This is a genomic window from Enterobacter sp. ODB01 (genome assembly GCF_001623605.1).
GTDB lineage: Bacteria > Pseudomonadota > Gammaproteobacteria > Enterobacterales > Enterobacteriaceae > Enterobacter > Enterobacter kobei.
In genome coordinates this window covers 4,246,233-4,263,659 of sequence record NZ_CP015227.1, presented here as the reverse complement: position 1 = coordinate 4,263,659, position 17,427 = coordinate 4,246,233, and the positions used below count along the sequence as shown (strand labels likewise).

Here is a 17,427-nt window from a genome sequence, read left to right as displayed (position 1 = left end):
GAACATGGCGTACAACTGTAACATATTCACCGCACCACATCCCCCAGCGCCTCTTCTAAGTCATACCAGCGGAACGCGAACCCCGCCGCTTCCAGCCGTTTGGGTAGCGCCCGTTGTCCGCCTAATACCAGCACGGACGCTTCACCCATCATCAGGCGAATCACCGTGGCAGGTACGCGCAATATCGCCGGGCGATGCAGGGCGTGCCCCAGAGCGTGAGCAAACTGTTCATTACGCACGGGATATGGCGCGACCATATTAAACGGTCCGCGCAGGTCGTTATCCAGCAGCCAGAGAATGCCGTTGACCATATCGTCGATATGGATCCACGCCAGATACTGACGGCCGTTGCCAATCGGTCCACCGAGTCCCAGCTTAAAAGGCGGGAGCATTTTGCCCAAAATACCGCCGTTCGGCGCCAGTACCACACCGGTACGCAGCAGGCAGACGCGGGTACGATCGCTTTGCGCCGCACAGGCGATGCGTTCCCACTGGGCACAGAGTTTATGGGTAAATTCGTTGTGGGGCGGCTCTTCCTCGGTCACCACCACTTCGCCAAGATCGCCGTAATAGCCCGTCGCTGAGCCCGAAATCAGCACCGACGGCGGCGTGTGGCTGTTGCGAATCAGCTCAACCAGCTTCTCGGTGATGTTCCAGCGGCTGCTGCAGAGCCGCTGTTTCTGCTCTTCGGTCCAGCGCTTATCGGCAATGGGTTCACCCGCGAGGTTGATGACGGCATCAAAGCCGTCCAGATTCTGCTGCTCAGCCAGCCCTTTCCAGATGTCGACGCCTGCGCCCAGCACCTGACGCGCTTTTTCCGGGCTGCGCGTCACCACGGTGATGTCATGATGCAGCGCCTGAAGACGCGCAATGAGATGGCGACCAATCAGACCCGTACCGCCGGTCAGCAAAATCTTCATACAACCTCCAGGTTTATCCCTGGCATCGCCAGCTTAACGTCATAGAGACGGAGTCGGCGTAGCGCAGGGCGTGAAGTTTATCGATCTCTACTTCAGCATAAGTGACCCAGTGATGATCGCGTGCGATATCGAGCACATCCTGAGTTAATTTCTCCAGCAGAGAGAAGCGGTTGTTCTCCACGTACTGAATGATGTTTTTGGTTATCGTGCGATAGTTCAGCGCGTCATTGATGTCTTCGCTGGCCCGCGCTTTGTCGGCGGGATAGTGAATAACCACATTAATGACAATATCCTGACGGTTGGCAATCTCTTCCTCTTTGATACCGATGAAGGTACGCAAGCGTAAATTTTTTATACGAATAATAGCGTCTGGCTGTGACATTGCAGGTCTTCTCCGTGTCAGTAATTGCCGCCCATAATACATGAGAGGCTTGCAGGCACACAGCCTCCTATAAGGTTAAATCTGCTGGATTTTTTGCAGTGCGCGTTCGGTGGCCGGGCGGGTACGGATACGTTCAAACCAGTTGTTCACCGCCGGGTAGGACGCGAGATCAATCCGGTGTTTTTCATGGGTATTCACCCACGGCCAGCAGGCGATATCGGCAATGCTGTAATGATCTCCCCCAAGCCACGGCGTTTTTTCCAGCCGCTGGTTTAGCACGCCATACAAACGTTGCGTCTCCACCTGATAGCGTTCTATCGCATAAGGGATGGGCTGCGGGGCGTAAGCGGTAAAATGGTGGTTCTGTCCCAGCATGGGCCCAAGTCCGCTCGCCTGCCAGAAGAGCCATTGCAAGGTATGGTGACGTTCACGCAGCTCCCCGCTCAGGAGTTTGCCGGTTTTCTCCGCCAGATAGAGCAAAATTTCGCCGGATTCAAACAGGCTCAACGGTCTTCCTCCGTCGGCCGGCTGATTGTCAATAATGGCCGGAATTTTATTGTTCGGCGAGATAGCCAGAAAGAGAGGACTGAACTGTTCACCTTTGCTGATATCCACGCGAATGATTCTGTAATCCAGTTCGGCTTCTTCGAGAAAGAGGGTGATCTTATGGCCGTTTGGGGTAGGGGCGTAATAAAGGTCAATCATTCTCAACTCCTGTCCATGCGAATAGTAGTGCCACGACAACTGAGTATAGGTAATTGTTGTAAATCGTGAGTTTTCATCAAGTGACAGCGGGGCAAAGAGATTATATGTTGAGTAAAAAACCGATCAGCCGATGAGGATGTTATGAACCAGCCCCTAATCACGTTGTGGTCCGATGCGAATTTCTTTTCCCCCTATGTCATGAGCGTGTACGTTGCGCTGGCTGAAAAAGGGCTTACTTTTACGCTGAAGACCGTTGATCTCGACGGCGGGGAACATCTCAAACCGCAGTGGCAGGGTTACGATCTCACCCGACGCGTGCCGGTGCTGGAGGTTGACGGCTTTGCGCTGAGCGAATCATCAGCGATCGATGAATACCTGGAAGATCGTTTTGCGCCGCCCGAGTGGGAACGGATCTATCCTCACGATCTGCAAAAACGCGCCCGTGCGCGGCAGATCCAGGCGTGGCTACGTAGCGACCTGGTGCCGATTCGTGTAGAGCGCTCGACAGATGTCGTGTTTGCCGGGGTGAAAAAGCCAGCTCTGAGCGCGGAAGGTACGCACAGCGCCCAAAAACTGATTGAAACGGCCACGTCGCTTCTCGCGCACGGCAATCCGAACCTGTTTGGTGAATGGTGCATTGCCGATACCGACCTGGCGCTGATGCTGAACCGCCTGATCCTCAACGGCGATGAAGTCCCTCAGCTGCTGGTGGATTATGCAGCGTTCCAGTGGCAGCGCGCCTCTGTGCAGCGCTATGTGGCACTCTCCGCTAAGCGCGCGGGCTGATAAGCCCTGACGCTTCAGGTATGATAAGGGCAGTGTGTTTTCCGAGGGAGAGACGAATGAAATTGATGTTTGCGTCGGATATCCATGGATCGCTGCCCGCGACCGAGCGCGTGCTTTCTCTGTTTGCGCAAAGCGGCGCGCAATGGCTGGTGATTCTGGGGGATGTGTTAAACCATGGCCCGCGCAATGCGCTGCCGGAAGGCTATGCCCCTGCGCAGGTCGCGGAGAAGCTTAATCCGTTTGCCTCGCGCATCATTGCCGTGCGCGGTAACTGCGACAGCGAAGTCGACCAGATGCTACTGCACTTTCCCCTTACCGCTCCGTGGCAACAGGTACTGCTGGAAAACAGCCGCCTGTTCCTGACCCACGGGCACCTTTTCGGCCCGGATAATCTCCCGGCACTCGCGGCTGGCGATGTACTGGTTTACGGTCATACTCATATTCCGGTGGCTGAAAAACGCGGTGAAATTTATCACGTTAACCCGGGGTCGGTCAGCATACCCAAAGGCGGATATCCTGCGAGCTATGGCATGCTGGATGGAAATACCCTGAGCGTAATCGCACTTAATGATCAGCAAGTTATTGCGCAGGTAGCGATTAATCCGTAAGTTACACCCCAACTGCAAACGCGCCGAAAGAGCGCTTAGACGAGAAGGTTTCCCGATGGTGGAGCAGAATCATTTGGCAAGTACTGAATGGGTTGACATTGTCAGCGAAGAAAATGAAGTGATCGCGCAGGCCAGCCGCGAACAAATGCGTGCAGAGCGTCTGCGTCACCGTGCAACCTACATTGTTGTGCATGACGGCATGGGCAAGATTCTGGTTCAGCGTCGCACGGACACGAAAGATTTTCTCCCAGGTATGCTGGATGCCACAGCGGGTGGTGTCGTGCAGGCCGATGAAGTGCTGCTGGATTCCGCGCGTCGTGAAGCGGAAGAAGAGTTAGGGATTGCCGGTGTGCCATTTGCTGAACACGGGCAGTTCTATTTCGAAGACGAACATTGCCGCGTCTGGGGCGGACTGTTTAGCTGCGTTTCCCACGGGCCTTTCGCCCTGCAGGAAGAAGAAGTGAGCGAAGTCTGCTGGATGACGCCGGAAGAGATTACCGCGCGTTGCGACGAGTTCACGCCGGATTCGTTAAAAGCACTGGCGCTGTGGATGACCCGCAACGCCAAAAACGAATCCGCTAAGCCGGAAAATAAAGCGGAAAAAGAGGAAGAGGCTGAATAAGCCTTAACAGCTTTCCCGCATACACAGGCTGGACGCGATAGGTTTATGGTCGCGCCAGTCTCCATCATTCAGACGTTCCAGTAACGCTTTCCCGGCCTCAATTCCAATCTTTCGATGCGGTACCGCCATGGTCGTCAGTGGCGGCTGACAGACGCGGCTGACGTCGCTATCCCCAAAGCCCACGACGGCAAGATCGTCCGGCACTTTGATTCGCCGACGCTGACACTCATACAGCGCACCACAGGCCAGTTCGTCTGAAACGCATACCAGCGCATCCAGCTCCGGCCACGCCAGCAGAAACTCAGGCAGCTGCGCCGCACCGGTCGAGAAGCTCGGCGGCATGGCGGCGTTAATTACCCGGTTCGGCGACAGATGATGGCGCAGCATCGCTTTGTACCAGCCCTGCAAATGCTGCTGGAAAATCCACTGTTCCTGGTTGGCGCACAGCAGGCCGATATTCTGGTAGCCGCGCTTAATAACCATTTCTGTTAGCTCATACATGGCCGCCACGTTATCAATCCCGATATTCATATCAATCGGGTCGGCGCGCATAGCACCCATCTCCATCACCGGGATGGAGGCATTTTTCAGCCAGTGGCGAACGGTGTCGGTATGCTCCACGCTGAGCAGGATCGCGGCGGCAATATTTGACGCCAGCAGCGTTTCCAGCAGCTTTTCCTCCTGTTCAAGACGATGCTGAGACTCGGCCAGCATGATCTGGTATCCGGCAGGCTGAAGCACCTGCTGTAGCCCGGCAAACATCTCTGAACACCCAGCTTCGGAAAGATTAGGAACAACCATTGCGATCGTCCATGACGACGCCGATGCCAGTGCGCTGGCGGCGAGATTGGGCATATAACCCAGTTCCTGCACCGCAGCTTCAATTTTTTCACGCAGTTTATCGGAAACCTGTTCCGGCGTGCGGAGCGCACGGGAGACGGTCATCGTGCCAACTCCGGCAAGCTGTGCGACATCCGCGAGCGTGACTTTTCCGGTACTGCGCCGTTTTCGGGTTAAAGACATACACCTTCCTGCTGACCAGACGCGTTCTTATTCCTTCACTCCAGGTGACAGGCAGTATACGCCTTAAATCCCTTTTTTTGCTGTGATTTCACACGATGATGGCATTTTGATAGCGCTATCACACTTCTGCATGTTAATCGTTGGTAGCGCTATCTTTGTGACCGGGATCGCAGTCAAGGATTGATGGGTTGAATAAAGTTTGCTCATCTTTGGCGTGACGACGGAGTGAAAAGTGCTCAAAAAGTGGATATATGATACAACCATCACGCTTCAGGAGAGTGTTGAAAGCTGGCCTCAGGCGCTGGAGATATGCGCGAAACCGTTACTGGAGCTGCAGGTGATTGAACCGGAATACGTGACGGCAATCATTCAGCAGCATCATGCTTTAGGACCGTATTATGTGCTGGCACCAGGGCTGGCCATGCCGCATGCGCGGCCGGAAGAAGGCGCCAAAGGACTGGGGTTGTCATTACTAAAACTAAAACAGGGTGTCTCTTTTGGTGCCGGGGAGTTTGACCCTGTCGATGTCATTATTATGCTCGCGGCACCGGACAAACATAGCCATATCGAGATGATCTCATCGCTGGCAGAGTTATTTTCCAGCGACGAAGATATGGAAAAATTACATCAGGCGAATACCCTGGAGGACATTAAAACCATTATTGACCGCTTCTGATTTAATTCTTTAATCCGATTATTCACAACATTACGCGCCAGCGTGATGGGGCGTGCTCTACTCATTAAAGGGGACAACAATGAAAATCATGGCTATTTGTGGGTCTGGCCTGGGCAGCAGTTTTATGGTCGAAATGAACATTAAAAAGGTGCTCAAAAAGCTGGAAATTGACGCCGAGGTTGAACACTCCGATCTCTCCTCCGCCACGCCGGGCGCGGCTGACCTGTTCGTGATGGCAAAAGATATTGCCGCCAGCGCCAGCGTACCGGAAAGCCAACTGGTGGTGATCAATAACATCATTGATATCAACGAACTTGAAGCGCAACTGCGTGCCTGGTTCGAAAGACAATAATCCTGATAAGGCGAGGTGGATATGTTTATCCTTGAAACGCTGAATTTCGTTGTTGATATTTTAAAAGTCCCTTCGGTGCTGGTCGGATTAATTGCCTTGATCGGTCTGGTTGCGCAGAAAAAAGCGTTTTCAGATGTGGTGAAGGGAACCATTAAAACGATTCTTGGTTTTATTGTGCTGGGCGGTGGCGCCACGGTGCTGGTGGGGTCATTAAATCCATTGGGGGGTATGTTCGAGCACGCCTTTAATATTCAGGGCATCATTCCCAATAATGAAGCGATTGTTTCGATTGCGCTGGAAAAATACGGTGCCTCTACCGCGCTGATTATGGCGTTTGGGATGGTAGCGAATATTATCGTCGCGCGCTTTACCCGTCTGAAGTACATCTTCCTGACCGGGCACCACACGTTTTACATGGCGTGCATGATTGGCGTAATTCTCACCGTGGCGGGCTTTGAGGGGGTAGGGCTGGTCTTTACCGGATCGCTGATCCTCGGCCTGATTATGGCTTTCTTCCCGGCCATTGCGCAGCGTTACATGAAGCGCATCACCGGCAACGATGAGATCGCATTCGGCCACTTTGGCACCCTGGGCTACGTGCTGTCTGGCTGGATTGGCAGCAAGGTCGGCAAAGGCTCTCGTTCAACCGAAGAGATGAACCTGCCGAAGAACCTGAGCTTCCTGCGCGACAGTTCGATCTCTATCTCCCTGACGATGATGATTATCTACCTGATCATGGCGGTGAGCGCCGGGCGGGAGTACGTCGAAGCCACCTTCAGCGGCGGTCAGAACTACCTGGTTTATGCCATTATCATGGCGATCACCTTCGCGGCGGGCGTTTTCATCATCCTGCAGGGCGTGCGCCTGATTCTGGCGGAAATCGTCCCGGCCTTTACCGGCTTCTCTGAAAAACTGGTGCCGAACGCACGCCCCGCGCTGGACTGCCCGGTGGTCTACCCCTATGCGCCAAATGCCGTGCTGATTGGCTTCCTGTTCAGCTTCCTCGGGGGAATTGTCGGGTTGTTCATCTGCGGGCAGTTCAGCTGGGTGCTGATCCTCCCGGGCGTCGTGCCGCACTTCTTTACCGGTGCAACGGCGGGCGTGTTCGGTAATGCCACCGGCGGACGTCGCGGGGCAATGATAGGCGCCTTCGCCAATGGTCTGCTGATTACCTTCCTGCCGGTTCTGCTGCTGCCAGTGCTGGGCGCGATTGGCTTTGCTAACACCACCTTCTCGGACGCCGATTTCGGCGCGGTGGGGATTGTGCTCGGTAACCTGGCGCGCTTCCTGTCACCGCTTGCCATCACCGGGCTGGTCGTGGCGCTGTTCGCGCTGCTGGTGGCCTACAACCTGTTTGCGAAAAACAAACCTGCGGGCGGTAACGCGCAGGAAAATACCGGAGCCAAATCATGAATGAGAATGAGATAACCGAGCTGGCGCGCCAGATTCGCCTTGAGACGCTGAAATCGCTGACGCAGCTCGGATTTGGACACTACGGCGGCAGCATGTCGGTGGTCGAAACGCTGGCCGTGCTGTACGGCGCGGTGATGAAAATCGACCCGGCGGATCCGGACTGGCCAGAGCGCGACTACTTTGTCCTGTCGAAAGGCCATGCGGGCCCGGCGCTGTACAGCACGCTGGCGATCAAGGGCTACTTCCCGGTGGAGGAGCTGAGCACCCTGAACCAGAACGGTACGCGCCTGCCGAGCCATCCGGATCGCCTGAAAACGCGCGGCGTGGATGCGACCACCGGTTCGCTGGGGCAGGGGATTTCCATTGCCGGCGGGATGGCGCTATCGCACAAGCTCGCGGGGCGACCGAATCGGGTTTTCTGCATTGTCGGTGACGGCGAGCTGAACGAGGGACAGTGCTGGGAAGCCTTCCAGTTTATTGCCCACCATCGTCTGAACAATCTGACGGTATTCGTCGACTGGAACAAACAGCAGCTGGATGGCGAACTGGATGAAATCATTTGCGCGTTTGACCTCGAAGGGAAATTCCGTGCCTTTGGTTTTGACGTGGTGACCGTGAAGGGAGACGACATTCCGGCGCTGCTGGACGTGACGTCGCGCGTGCCGGCGAAAGACGCCCGCCCGCAGGTGGTGATCCTCGACAGCATTAAAGGGCAGGGGGTGCCGTATCTGGAACAGCTCAGCAATTCGCACCACCTGCGATTGACCGCGGAGAGCAAAGCGGCCCTCAACGAGACGATTCGCCAACTGGAGGCTTCACATGATTAAGGTTGCACCGGCAGGACAGAAAGACGCCGTTGAGATGCGTAAGGTCTACGCGGGCTTCGTGGCAAAGCAGATTGAGGCCGGAAGCGAGATTATCGCCCTGGAAGCGGACCTGATGAGTTCGATGGCGATGGACGGCGTGGCGCGCGATTATCCGCAGCACGTGATTAACTGCGGCATCATGGAGGCCAACGTGATCGGTACAGCTGCCGGGCTGTCGCTCACCGGTCGCAAACCGTTCGTGCATACGTTCACCGCGTTTGCCAGCCGACGCTGCTTCGACCAGCTGTTTATGTCCCTGGACTATCAGCGTAACAACGTGAAGGTGATAGCCTCGGATGCTGGCGTGACGGCCTGTCACAACGGCGGGACGCATATGTCGTTTGAGGATATGGGCATTGTGCGCGGTCTGGCGCACTCGGTGGTGCTGGAGGTGACCGACGCGGTGATGTTTGACGATGTGCTGCGCCAGCTTATCGATCTGGAAGGCTTCTACTGGGTACGCACCATCCGTAAGCAGGCCCCGAGCGTGTATGCGCCGGGCTCAACCTTCACCATCGGCAAAGGCAACGTGCTGCGTGAGGGAAGCGATATTACGCTTATCGCCAATGGCATTATGGTAGCGGAAGCGCTGGAGGCGGCGCGTCAGCTGGAGCTGGAGGGGGTCAGTGCAGCGGTTATTGATATGTTCACCCTGAAGCCCATCGACCGCATGCTGGTGAAAAACTACGCTGAGAAAACCGGGCGCATCGTGACCTGTGAAAACCACAGCATTCACAACGGTCTTGGCTCGGCGGTGGCGGAAGTGCTGGTGGAAACCTGCCCGGTGCCAATGCGCCGCGTGGGGGTGAAAGAGCGTTACGGTCAGGTGGGGACGCAGGACTTCCTGCAGAAGGAGTACGGCCTGACGGCACATGACATCGTGTCGGCGGCGCGAGAGCTGCTGTAATAAAAAAGGCGACCCTTTGTGGTCGCCTTTTTGTTGCCCGGTGGCGCTAGCGCTTACCGGGCCTACGGTCCTGTAGGCCGGATAAGCGAAGCGCCATCCGGCAAGACCTTACAATTACTGCTGCTGCGAAGACTGGATCGCCGTCAGCGCGATGGTATAGACGATATCGTCAACCAGCGCACCACGGGACAGGTCGTTCACAGGTTTGCGCATACCCTGCAGCATTGGCCCGATGGAGATCAGGTCTGCTGAACGCTGTACCGCTTTATAGGTGGTGTTACCGGTGTTCAGATCCGGGAAGATGAACACGGTAGCGCGACCTGCAACCGGAGAGTTCGGCGCTTTGGATTTTGCCACGTCAGCCATCACGGCGGCGTCGTACTGCAGCGGGCCGTCGATCATCAGATCCGGACGTTTTTCCTGAGCAATACGGGTCGCTTCACGCACTTTCTCTACGTCGCTACCTGCACCAGAAGTACCGGTGGAGTAGGAGAGCATCGCAACGCGCGGCTCGATGCCGAAGGCAGTCGCGGAATCTGCGGACTGAATAGCGATCTCAGCCAGCTGCTCTGCGGTTGGATCCGGGTTGATCGCGCAGTCGCCGTAAACATAAACCTGTTCAGGCAGCAGCATGAAGAACACGGAGGAGACCAGAGAGCTGCCCGGTGCGGTTTTGATCAGCTGCAGCGGTGGACGGATGGTGTTTGCGGTGGTGTGAACTGCACCGGAAACCAGACCGTCAACTTCGTCCTGCTCCAGCATCAGCGTACCCAGCACCACGTTGTCTTCCAGCTGCTCGCGCGCAACGGCTTCGGTCATGCCCTTGCTCTTACGCAGTTCAACCAGACGGGCAACGTAGCTTTCACGAACCACTTCAGGGTCAACGATTTCGATGCCCGCACCCAGCTCAACGCCCTGAGACGCCGCAACGCGGTTGATCTCATCCGGGTTACCCAGCAGCACACAGGTCGCGATGCCGCGCTCTGCACAGATAGCCGCCGCTTTAACGGTACGTGGCTCGTCACCTTCTGGCAGAACAACACGTTTGCCCGCTTTACGCGCCAGCTCGGTCAACTGGTAACGGAATGCAGGAGGAGACAGACGGCGGCTGCGCTCGGAGGTCGCGGTCAGGGATTCGATCCAGTCTGCGTTGATGTAACCTGCAACGTATTCCTGAACTTTCTCGATACGCTCGTGGTCATCAACCGGCACTTCCAGGTTGAAGCTCTGCAGGCTCAGGGAGGTCTGCCAGGTGTTGGTATTCACCATGAAGACCGGCAGGCCAGTGGCAAACGCGCGTTCGCACAGCTTGCTCACGCGTGGATCCATCTCGTAAGCGCCGGTCAGCAGGATGGCACCGATCTCTACGCCGTTCATCGCCGCCAGACACGCTGCAACCAGCACGTCAGGACGATCGGCAGACGTTACCAGCAGGGAACCTGCGCGGAAGTGTTCCAGCATGTGCGGAATGCTACGCGCACAGAAGGTCACGGACTTCACGCGGCGGGTATTGATATCGCCTTCGTTAACGATGGTCGCGTTCAGGTGACGCGCCATATCGATTGCACGGGTGGCAATCAGATCGAAGCTCCAGGGTACCGCGCCGAGAACAGGCAGCGGGCTGGAATCCTGCAGTTTCGCCGGATCAACTTTGATGACCTTCGCTTTGGAAGAGTCGTCGAAGATCTCAGACAGGTCTGGGCGAGTACGGCCCTGATCGTCAACCGGGGCGTTCAGTTTGTTCACGATCACGCCGGTGATGTTGGTGTTTTTCGTGCCGCCGAAGCTGCTGCGTGTCAGTTCGATACGCTCGTTCAGCTGTTCCGGGGTATCAGTGCCCTGGGACATGACGAAAACGATCTCTGCGTTCAGGGTTTTCGCGATTTCAAAGTTCAGAGACTGAGCAAACTGGTGTTTGCGCGTCGGGACCAGACCTTCAACCAGCACCACTTCTGCGTCCTGCGCATTTGCATGGTAGTTGGCGATGATCTCTTCCATCAGCACGTCTTTTTGGTTGCTGGAGAGCAGCGACTCAACGTGACTCATCTTCAGCGGTTCAGCCGCTGGCAGATTGGAGTTTTTGCGAACGATGGTGGTGGTCTGGTCAGGCGCATCGCCACCGGCACGAGGCTGGGCGATTGGCTTAAAGACGCTCAGACGAACGCCTTTGCGTTCCATAGCACGGATTACGCCAAGGCTGACGCTGGTCAGGCCGACGCTGGTTCCGGTAGGGATCAGCATAATAGTACGGGACACGGTTTATCCTCTTTCGTTACCGCCGACACGGGGCGGGTTACAAAACAGCACCGCCAGCATTGCTGGCGGTGTGGAATCAGGCAGTCAGGCGGTGTGCGTCTTGCGCGATGACCAGCTCTTCGTTAGTTGGGATAACGATAGCCGGACGGGTGCCTTCTTTGTTGATGAAGCCAGACTTGCCGAAACGCGCAGCCAGGTTACGCTCGTGATCAACGTCGAAGCCCAGAACGCCCAGTTTGCCCAGGGACAGTTCACGAACCATAGCTGCGTTCTCACCGATACCACCGGTGAAGATAACCGCGTCCAGACGACCGTCCATCAGCGCAGTGTAAGAACCGATGTATTTCGCCAGACGGTGGCAGTAAACGTCCATTGCACGTTTAGCGTCTGCTTTCTCTGCGTAGTTGTCTTCAACATAGCGGCAGTCGCTGGTGACTTCGGTCAGACCCAGCAGGCCAGACTCTTTAGTCAGCATTTTGTTGATGTCGTCAACGCTCATGCCCAGAGTGTCGTGCAGGTGGAAGATGATCGCCGGGTCGATGTCACCGGAACGGGTACCCATCACCAGACCTTCCAGCGGGGTCAGGCCCATGGAGGTATCAACACATTTACCGTTGCGGATAGCAGAAACAGAACCACCGTTGCCCAGATGGCAGGTGATGATGTTCACTTCTTCAACAGGTTTGTTCAGGATTTTTGCGGCTTCCTGAGTCACAAAGAAGTGGCTGGTGCCGTGCGCGCCGTAACGACGTACGCCGTGCTCTTTGTACAGGCTGTATGGCAGGGCATAGAGGTAAGACTCTTCCGGCATGGTCTGATGGAACGCGGTGTCGAACACGGCCACGTTTTTGTCTTTCAGATTCGGGAAGGATTTCAGCGCTTCAGCGATACCGATCAGGTGCGCCGGGTTGTGCAGCGGAGCAAAAGAAGCAGAATCTTTGATGCCCTGGATAACAGATTCGTCGATCACGACGGAGCTGGTGTATTTTTCGCCGCCGTGGACGATACGGTGACCAATCGCAGTCAGCTGAGCAGACAGTTCTGGTTTTTGTGCCAGAATAGTGTTAACGATAAAGTTCAGCGCTTCACTGTGAGCGGCGCCTGCACCTAAAGCCGCTTCTTGTTTGCTGCCGTCCATCTTCCACTTGATACGTGCTTCAGGCAGATGGAAACATTCGGCCAAACCAGAGAGGTACTCGTCACCGTTGAGCGCATCGATGATGGCGAATTTCAGTGAGGAGCTACCGCAGTTCAGAACCAGTACTAACTTACTCGACATGGAAGTACCTATTATTGATACGTGGCTAAAAAAACGTCAGTGAGTCTAACAGCGTAACGCATGATGACTCGGACATTTATGATTAACATCATGCCAAACGAACATTGTGGCATGATGGAAGAAATAACTATGATTTTATGCCATTTTGCACAATTTTCAGCCAATGGCATAATGTGCGATAATTTGACGAGTGAATGATTCTCGTCTATGGCCCAATCAGGCTGGCACAGGATACCCGATACGGGGTAGCGATGACAAAATATTTTGAACGTTGTCATAGCCTGTTGTGGTTTTGCACAAAAATTTTAATTTTTATACGTGAAGTTGAGGTACAGCCATGTCGACACCCGAAACCCCTACCGTGAATTTCTTCAGTCTGTTTCGTCGGGGACAGCATTACGCAAAGACGTGGCCGATGGAAAAGCGCCTTGCGCCAATGTTTATTGAGAATCGCACCATCCGCGCCACGCGCTACGCGATTCGCTTTATGCCCCCTGTCGCCATTTTTACCCTGTGCTGGCAAATAGCGTTAGGCGGACAGCTTGGCCCGGCCGTGGCGACAGCACTCTTTGCGTTAAGCCTGCCGATGCAGGGGCTGTGGTGGTTAGGAAAACGGTCCATCACGCCACTGCCACCTTCTATTTTACACTGGTTTTATGAAGTCCGTGGAAAGCTGGAGGAGGCCGGGCAGGCGCTTGCTCCGGTTGAAGGCAAGCCGGATTACCAGGCGCTGGCGGACACGTTAAAGCGCGCTTTTAAGCAGTTGGATAAAACATTCCTCGATGACTTGTGATTGATCATCGAAACGACTAACAAAAAAAGGCACAGTAACAAACCGTTACCGTGTCTTTTTTTTACAGTGCAATGCGCTACAGGAGTCGAAAGATGGAAATGACCCATGCTCAACGTCTGATTTTGTCTAACCAGTACAAAATGATGACAATGCTTGATCCCGATAACGCTGCGCGCTACAGCCGCCTGCAGACTATCGTCGAACGGGGGTTTGGTTTGCAAATGCGCGAACTGGACCGCGAGTTTGGTGAGCTGAAAGAAGAAACCTGCCGCATCGTGATCGACATTATGGAGATGTACCACGCGCTGCATGTTTCCTGGACTAATCTCAAAGATCAGCAGTCCATTGACGAGCGCCGTGTCACCTTCTTAGGCTTTGATGCAGCGACGGAAGCGCGTTATCTGAGCTATGTCCGCTTTATGGTGAATACCGAAGGGCGTTATACCCACTTCGATGCGGGTACCCACGGCTTTAACGCGCAGACCCCAATGTGGGATAAATACCAGCGCATGCTGAGCGCGTGGCACGCCTGCCCGCGTCAGTACCATTTAAGCAGCAACGAAATTCAACAAATCATTAATGCCTGACGGAGGTGCGTGTGCAGTGTAGAGGTTTTCTGTTTGATCTGGACGGTACGCTGGTGGATTCGCTGCCGGTTGTGGAGCGTTCATGGTGCCATTGGGCTGACAGACAGGGTATCGACCATCAGGACGTACTGAATTTCATCCATGGCAAGCAGGCCATAACCTCGTTGCGGCACTTCTTAGCGGGGCGTTCTGAGGAAGAGATTCAGGCGGAGTTCAAATACCTGGAGCAGATTGAGGCCACCGATACGGAGGGTATCACCGCGCTGCCTGGCGCACGCGAGCTGCTTGAACATCTTAACGAAGCGCAGATCCCGTGGGCTATCGTCACGTCCGGCTCTGTTCCGGTCGCGCATGCCCGCCACAAAGCGGCCGGTTTACCGAAGCCCGAGGTGTTCATTACCGCTGAGCGCGTTAAGCGCGGCAAGCCAGAGCCGGATGCGTTTCTGCTTGGCGCTGAACTGCTGGGCCTCGCTCCCGCTGAGTGCGTGGTCGTGGAAGACGCGGCGGCCGGCGTGCTGGCCGGGCTGAACGCCGGGAGTCACGTCATTGCCGTTAACGTTCCGGCGGGGTCTCCCCGGCTGAGTGAGGCGGACTTTGTGCTGGATTCCCTGACGGCACTGGCGGTGTCTAAGGCGCCCGATGGCGTTGTAACCGTCTCGCTAAAAATGTAATCCCATGATTTAGCCCCACGTTGCTGGGGCTTTTTTATGGCAAAATTCCTCATCTTCCACTGACAAGGATAGGTTGTGAACGGTGAACTGATTTGGGTCCTGAGCCTGCTTTTAATCGCCATTATTCTCTTCGCCACAGGCAAGGTGCGCATGGATGCCGTTGCCCTGTTTGTCATCGTCGCGTTTGTGCTGAGCGGCACGCTTACGCTACCGGAAGCTTTCTCCGGGTTCAGCGATCCTAACGTTATCCTGATTGCCGCCCTGTTTATTATTGGCGACGGCCTGGTGCGCACCGGTGTGGCGACCATCATGGGCGCGTGGCTGGTTAAAGTGGCCGGCAGCAGTGAAACCAAAATGCTGATCTATCTGATGCTGACGGTTGCCGGGCTGGGGGCGTTTATGAGCTCAACGGGCGTGGTCGCTATTTTTATCCCGGTGGTACTGAGCGTCTCCATGCGGATGCAAAGCTCGCCGTCGCGACTGATGATGCCTCTGAGTTTTGCCGGTTTGATAAGCGGTATGATGACGCTGGTGGCGACGCCGCCGAACCTGGTCGTCAACAGTGAGCTGCTCCGGGAAGGTTTTCAGGGCTTCAGCTTTTTCAGCGTCACCCCGTTGGGTCTGGTGATTCTGGCGATGGGCGTGGTCTATATGCTGCTGACCCGTTTTGCCCTGAAAGGCGAGAACCAGGACAAAAACAAAGACGGGTGGAAGCGGCGCACTTTCCGCGATCTCATCAAAGAGTACCGCCTCACCGGGCGGGCACGGCGTCTGGCCATTCGCCCCGGCTCGCCGATGGTCGGCCAGCGTCTTGACGACCTGAAACTGCGCGAGCGCTATGGGGCGAACGTGATCGGCGTGGAACGCTGGCGCCGTTTTCGCCGGGTGATCGTCAACGTCAATGGCGTATCGGAATTTCGGGCGCGTGACGTCCTGCTGATCGATATGTCCACTGCGGATGTGGATTTGCGCGAGTTCTGCAGCGAACAACTGCTGGAGCCAATGGTGCTGCGCGGGGAGTATTTCTCCGATCAGGCGCTGGATGTCGGTATGGCTGAAGTCTCGCTGATCCCCGAGTCCGAACTGTTGGGCAAAACCGTGCGCGAAATGGGGTTCCGCACCCGGTATGGCCTGAACGTCGTGGGGCTGAAGCGCGACGGCGTGGCGATGGAAGGGGCCGTCGTGGATGAACCGATCCTGCTGGGGGATATCTTCCTTGTGGTGGGAAACTGGAAGTTGATTAGCCAACTCGGGCAAAAAGGGCGTGATTTTGTGGTGCTCAACATGCCGGTTGAGGAGAGCGATGCGTCTCCGGCGCACAGCCAGGCGCCGCACGCGATTTTTTGTCTGGTGCTGATGGTCGCGCTGATGCTGACCGATGAAATTCCAAACCCCATAGCCGCCATCATTGCCTGTCTGCTGATGGGGAAATTCCGCTGTATCGACGCCGAGAGCGCTTATAAAGCCATTCACTGGCCGAGCATCATTCTTATCGTGGGGATGATGCCTTTTGCCCTCGCGCTGCAAAAAACCGGCGGGGTAGATTTAATCGTTAAAGGGCTCATGGACATGGGCGGCGGGTACGGACCGTATTTGATGATGGTGTGCCTGTTCATTATGTGCGCCACGATCGGGTTGTTTATCTCCAATACCGCCACGGCGGTGCTGATGGCGCCCATTGCGCTGGCGATGGCGAAATCCATGGGCGTGTCACCCTACCCGTTTGCGATGATGGTGGCGATGGCGGCTTCCGCGGCATTTATGACGCCGGTTTCATCCCCGGTCAATACGCTGGTGCTGGGGCCAGGAAATTATAAATTCAGCGATTTTGTGAAGATTGGCGTGCCATTCACCGTGCTGGTGATGGTGGTGTGCGTGGTGTTAATTCCGGTTTTATTCCCGTTTTAGCGTGAGCGCAGAAACGTAGGCCGGGTAAGGCGAAGCCGCCACCCGGCTAAAATTACAACGGTGAATCCTGGCTAATCTCATCCAGCGATAAATGGAAGCTCGGCACAAATACCTGCATAAAATAATCCATCTCGTCGCTGCGGCGGGATGCCAGGGTTTTTTCCAGACGCGTTTTCGCCAGTAAAAACTCGTTATTGCCCGCAGACAACTCTTCAAGACACTTCAGATAGGCGCACAGCGCGTCGGCCTGTTTGACCAGCGACTTTTCATCTTCCGTATACTGATGCTCGTCGATGAGCGGTTCAAAGATATCGCGCAGCTCCTCCGGCACCATGTCGATCAACTTCTGCTGGGCGATTTTCTCAATGGCCTTATATTCCTGCGCAATCTGTGAGTTGAAATATTTCACCGGCGTCGGCAGATCACCGGTTAACACTTCTGACGCGTCGTGGTACATCGCCAGCAATGCGATGCGCTCGGCATTCACCTGCCCGTTAAATTTGCGGTTTTTAATGGCGGCCAGCGCGTGCGCGACCATGGCAACCTGAAGACTGTGCTCTGATACGTTCTCTGTGCGCACGTTGCGCATCAGCGGCCAGCGGTTGATGAGTTTCAGGCGGGAGAGGTGGGCAAAGAAATGACTCTGACTCATAGGTTACCTTTTGTCTTCACT

At 55.5% G+C, this 17,427-nt stretch carries 19 protein-coding genes; 12 read left to right on the top strand and 7 right to left on the bottom strand.

Features of this window, described 5'->3' with window-relative positions; translation table 11 throughout:
• Positions 1–26: 26 nt before the first annotated feature.
• The 3 genes from A4308_RS20260 to yfcG all read right to left on the bottom strand — a co-directional run bounded on the left by A4308_RS20260 (position 27) and on the right by yfcG (position 2,007).
• Positions 27–920 carry a TIGR01777 family oxidoreductase gene (locus A4308_RS20260; protein ID WP_023330978.1) on the bottom strand — a complete coding sequence of 298 codons (894 nt, stop codon included), beginning with the start codon at positions 918–920 and terminating at the stop codon, positions 27–29.
• Between the two features lie 13 nt (positions 921–933).
• A complete protein-coding gene (folX, locus tag A4308_RS20255) occupies positions 934–1,302 on the bottom strand; it encodes a dihydroneopterin triphosphate 2'-epimerase (protein WP_014884654.1) in 369 nt (122 codons plus the stop codon).
• Positions 1,303–1,377: 75 nt separating this feature from the next.
• The gene (yfcG, locus tag A4308_RS20250) at positions 1,378–2,007 is read right to left on the bottom strand and encodes a GSH-dependent disulfide bond oxidoreductase (RefSeq protein WP_014884653.1); all 630 of its coding nucleotides are present in this window, start codon (positions 2,005–2,007) and stop codon (positions 1,378–1,380) included.
• A 141-nt stretch (positions 2,008–2,148) separates the two neighbouring features.
• Here yfcG and yfcF point away from each other — a divergent pair, with 141 nt between their 5' ends.
• The 3 genes from yfcF to yfcD are packed head-to-tail and all read left to right on the top strand — an operon-like array spanning position 2,149 to position 4,023.
• The gene (gene yfcF / locus A4308_RS20245; protein WP_014884652.1) at positions 2,149–2,793 is read left to right on the top strand and encodes a glutathione transferase; all 645 of its coding nucleotides are present in this window, start codon (positions 2,149–2,151) and stop codon (positions 2,791–2,793) included.
• A gap of 56 nt (positions 2,794–2,849) precedes the next feature.
• Positions 2,850–3,401, top strand: coding sequence for a phosphodiesterase (gene yfcE / locus A4308_RS20240; RefSeq protein ID WP_014884651.1), 552 nt, complete (start codon positions 2,850–2,852; stop codon positions 3,399–3,401).
• 55 nt (positions 3,402–3,456) lie between these two features.
• Positions 3,457–4,023, top strand: a complete 567-nt coding sequence (gene yfcD, locus A4308_RS20235) for an NUDIX hydrolase YfcD (RefSeq protein WP_006811396.1) — start codon at positions 3,457–3,459, stop codon at positions 4,021–4,023.
• 3 nt (positions 4,024–4,026) lie between these two features.
• Here the strand turns inward: yfcD and A4308_RS20230 are convergent, their stop codons facing one another.
• Positions 4,027–5,046, bottom strand: a complete 1,020-nt coding sequence (locus tag A4308_RS20230) for a LacI family DNA-binding transcriptional regulator (protein WP_045281758.1) — start codon at positions 5,044–5,046, stop codon at positions 4,027–4,029.
• A gap of 232 nt (positions 5,047–5,278) precedes the next feature.
• Between A4308_RS20230 and A4308_RS20225 the strand changes: the two genes are divergently transcribed.
• The 5 genes from A4308_RS20225 (at position 5,279) to A4308_RS20205 (ending at position 9,260) form a co-directional block, all read left to right on the top strand.
• The gene (locus A4308_RS20225; protein ID WP_014884649.1) at positions 5,279–5,722 is read left to right on the top strand and encodes a PTS sugar transporter subunit IIA; all 444 of its coding nucleotides are present in this window, start codon (positions 5,279–5,281) and stop codon (positions 5,720–5,722) included.
• A 79-nt stretch (positions 5,723–5,801) separates the two neighbouring features.
• The gene (locus tag A4308_RS20220) at positions 5,802–6,074 is read left to right on the top strand and encodes a PTS sugar transporter subunit IIB (RefSeq protein WP_014884648.1); all 273 of its coding nucleotides are present in this window, start codon (positions 5,802–5,804) and stop codon (positions 6,072–6,074) included.
• Positions 6,075–6,095: 21 nt separating this feature from the next.
• Positions 6,096–7,487 carry a PTS ascorbate transporter subunit IIC gene (locus tag A4308_RS20215; RefSeq protein WP_014884647.1) on the top strand — a complete coding sequence of 464 codons (1,392 nt, stop codon included), beginning with the start codon at positions 6,096–6,098 and terminating at the stop codon, positions 7,485–7,487.
• Entirely contained in the window at positions 7,484–8,314 is an 831-nt protein-coding gene (locus A4308_RS20210; RefSeq protein WP_023338574.1) for a transketolase, read from the top strand. The genes A4308_RS20215 and A4308_RS20210 overlap by 4 nt, the downstream gene beginning before the upstream one ends.
• Complete coding sequence (locus A4308_RS20205) at positions 8,307–9,260, top strand: transketolase family protein (protein WP_045281757.1); 954 nt, start codon at positions 8,307–8,309, stop codon at positions 9,258–9,260. Before A4308_RS20210 ends, A4308_RS20205 begins: the two co-directional genes overlap by 8 nt.
• A 114-nt stretch (positions 9,261–9,374) precedes the next feature.
• Here A4308_RS20205 and pta read toward each other — a convergent pair whose 3' ends face one another.
• Positions 9,375–11,516: a phosphate acetyltransferase gene (gene pta / locus A4308_RS20200; RefSeq protein WP_014884644.1), complete on the bottom strand. Its 2,142-nt coding sequence runs from the start codon at positions 11,514–11,516 to the stop codon at positions 9,375–9,377.
• A 76-nt stretch (positions 11,517–11,592) separates the two neighbouring features.
• The gene (gene ackA / locus A4308_RS20195) at positions 11,593–12,795 is read right to left on the bottom strand and encodes an acetate kinase (RefSeq protein WP_014884643.1); all 1,203 of its coding nucleotides are present in this window, start codon (positions 12,793–12,795) and stop codon (positions 11,593–11,595) included.
• Positions 12,796–13,132: 337 nt separating this feature from the next.
• Here ackA and yfbV point away from each other — a divergent pair, with 337 nt between their 5' ends.
• The 4 genes from yfbV to A4308_RS20175 all read left to right on the top strand — a co-directional run bounded on the left by yfbV (position 13,133) and on the right by A4308_RS20175 (position 16,754).
• Positions 13,133–13,588, top strand: coding sequence for a terminus macrodomain insulation protein YfbV (yfbV, locus tag A4308_RS20190; RefSeq protein ID WP_014884642.1), 456 nt, complete (start codon positions 13,133–13,135; stop codon positions 13,586–13,588).
• 92 nt (positions 13,589–13,680) lie between these two features.
• Positions 13,681–14,175 (top strand): YfbU family protein, encoded by a 495-nt coding sequence (locus A4308_RS20185; protein WP_008502874.1) that lies wholly within the window; start codon positions 13,681–13,683, stop codon positions 14,173–14,175.
• Positions 14,176–14,186: 11 nt separating this feature from the next.
• On the top strand, positions 14,187–14,846 hold the full coding sequence (locus A4308_RS20180) for a sugar phosphatase (protein ID WP_014884641.1): 660 nt from the start codon (positions 14,187–14,189) through the stop codon (positions 14,844–14,846).
• A 75-nt stretch (positions 14,847–14,921) separates the two neighbouring features.
• Entirely contained in the window at positions 14,922–16,754 is a 1,833-nt protein-coding gene (locus A4308_RS20175) for an SLC13 family permease (RefSeq protein ID WP_023338572.1), read from the top strand.
• Between the two features lie 52 nt (positions 16,755–16,806).
• Here the strand turns inward: A4308_RS20175 and yfbR are convergent, their stop codons facing one another.
• Positions 16,807–17,406 (bottom strand): 5'-deoxynucleotidase, encoded by a 600-nt coding sequence (yfbR, locus tag A4308_RS20170; protein ID WP_014884639.1) that lies wholly within the window; start codon positions 17,404–17,406, stop codon positions 16,807–16,809.
• Positions 17,407–17,427 lie beyond the last annotated feature (21 nt).

Excerpts from the sequence above, each read along its gene's own strand:
- yfcD (WP_006811396.1), top strand. The coding sequence starts at position 3,457 with ATGGTGGAGCAGAATCATTTGGCAAGTACTGAATGGGTTGACATTGTC.
- A4308_RS20205 (WP_045281757.1), top strand. The coding sequence starts at position 8,307 with ATGATTAAGGTTGCACCGGCAGGACAGAAAGACGCCGTTGAGATGCGT.
- yfcF (WP_014884652.1), top strand. The coding sequence starts at position 2,149 with ATGAACCAGCCCCTAATCACGTTGTGGTCCGATGCGAATTTCTTTTCC.
- A4308_RS20220 (WP_014884648.1), top strand. The coding sequence starts at position 5,802 with ATGAAAATCATGGCTATTTGTGGGTCTGGCCTGGGCAGCAGTTTTATG.
- A4308_RS20230 (WP_045281758.1), bottom strand. The coding sequence starts at position 5,046 with ATGTCTTTAACCCGAAAACGGCGCAGTACCGGAAAAGTCACGCTCGCG.
- yfbV (WP_014884642.1), top strand. The coding sequence starts at position 13,133 with ATGTCGACACCCGAAACCCCTACCGTGAATTTCTTCAGTCTGTTTCGT.
- folX (WP_014884654.1), bottom strand. The coding sequence starts at position 1,302 with ATGTCACAGCCAGACGCTATTATTCGTATAAAAAATTTACGCTTGCGT.
- yfcG (WP_014884653.1), bottom strand. The coding sequence starts at position 2,007 with ATGATTGACCTTTATTACGCCCCTACCCCAAACGGCCATAAGATCACC.
- ackA (WP_014884643.1), bottom strand. The coding sequence starts at position 12,795 with ATGTCGAGTAAGTTAGTACTGGTTCTGAACTGCGGTAGCTCCTCACTG.
- yfcE (WP_014884651.1), top strand. The coding sequence starts at position 2,850 with ATGAAATTGATGTTTGCGTCGGATATCCATGGATCGCTGCCCGCGACC.
- A4308_RS20215 (WP_014884647.1), top strand. The coding sequence starts at position 6,096 with ATGTTTATCCTTGAAACGCTGAATTTCGTTGTTGATATTTTAAAAGTC.
- yfbR (WP_014884639.1), bottom strand. The coding sequence starts at position 17,406 with ATGAGTCAGAGTCATTTCTTTGCCCACCTCTCCCGCCTGAAACTCATC.
- A4308_RS20260 (WP_023330978.1), bottom strand. The coding sequence starts at position 920 with ATGAAGATTTTGCTGACCGGCGGTACGGGTCTGATTGGTCGCCATCTC.
- A4308_RS20210 (WP_023338574.1), top strand. The coding sequence starts at position 7,484 with ATGAATGAGAATGAGATAACCGAGCTGGCGCGCCAGATTCGCCTTGAG.
- A4308_RS20185 (WP_008502874.1), top strand. The coding sequence starts at position 13,681 with ATGGAAATGACCCATGCTCAACGTCTGATTTTGTCTAACCAGTACAAA.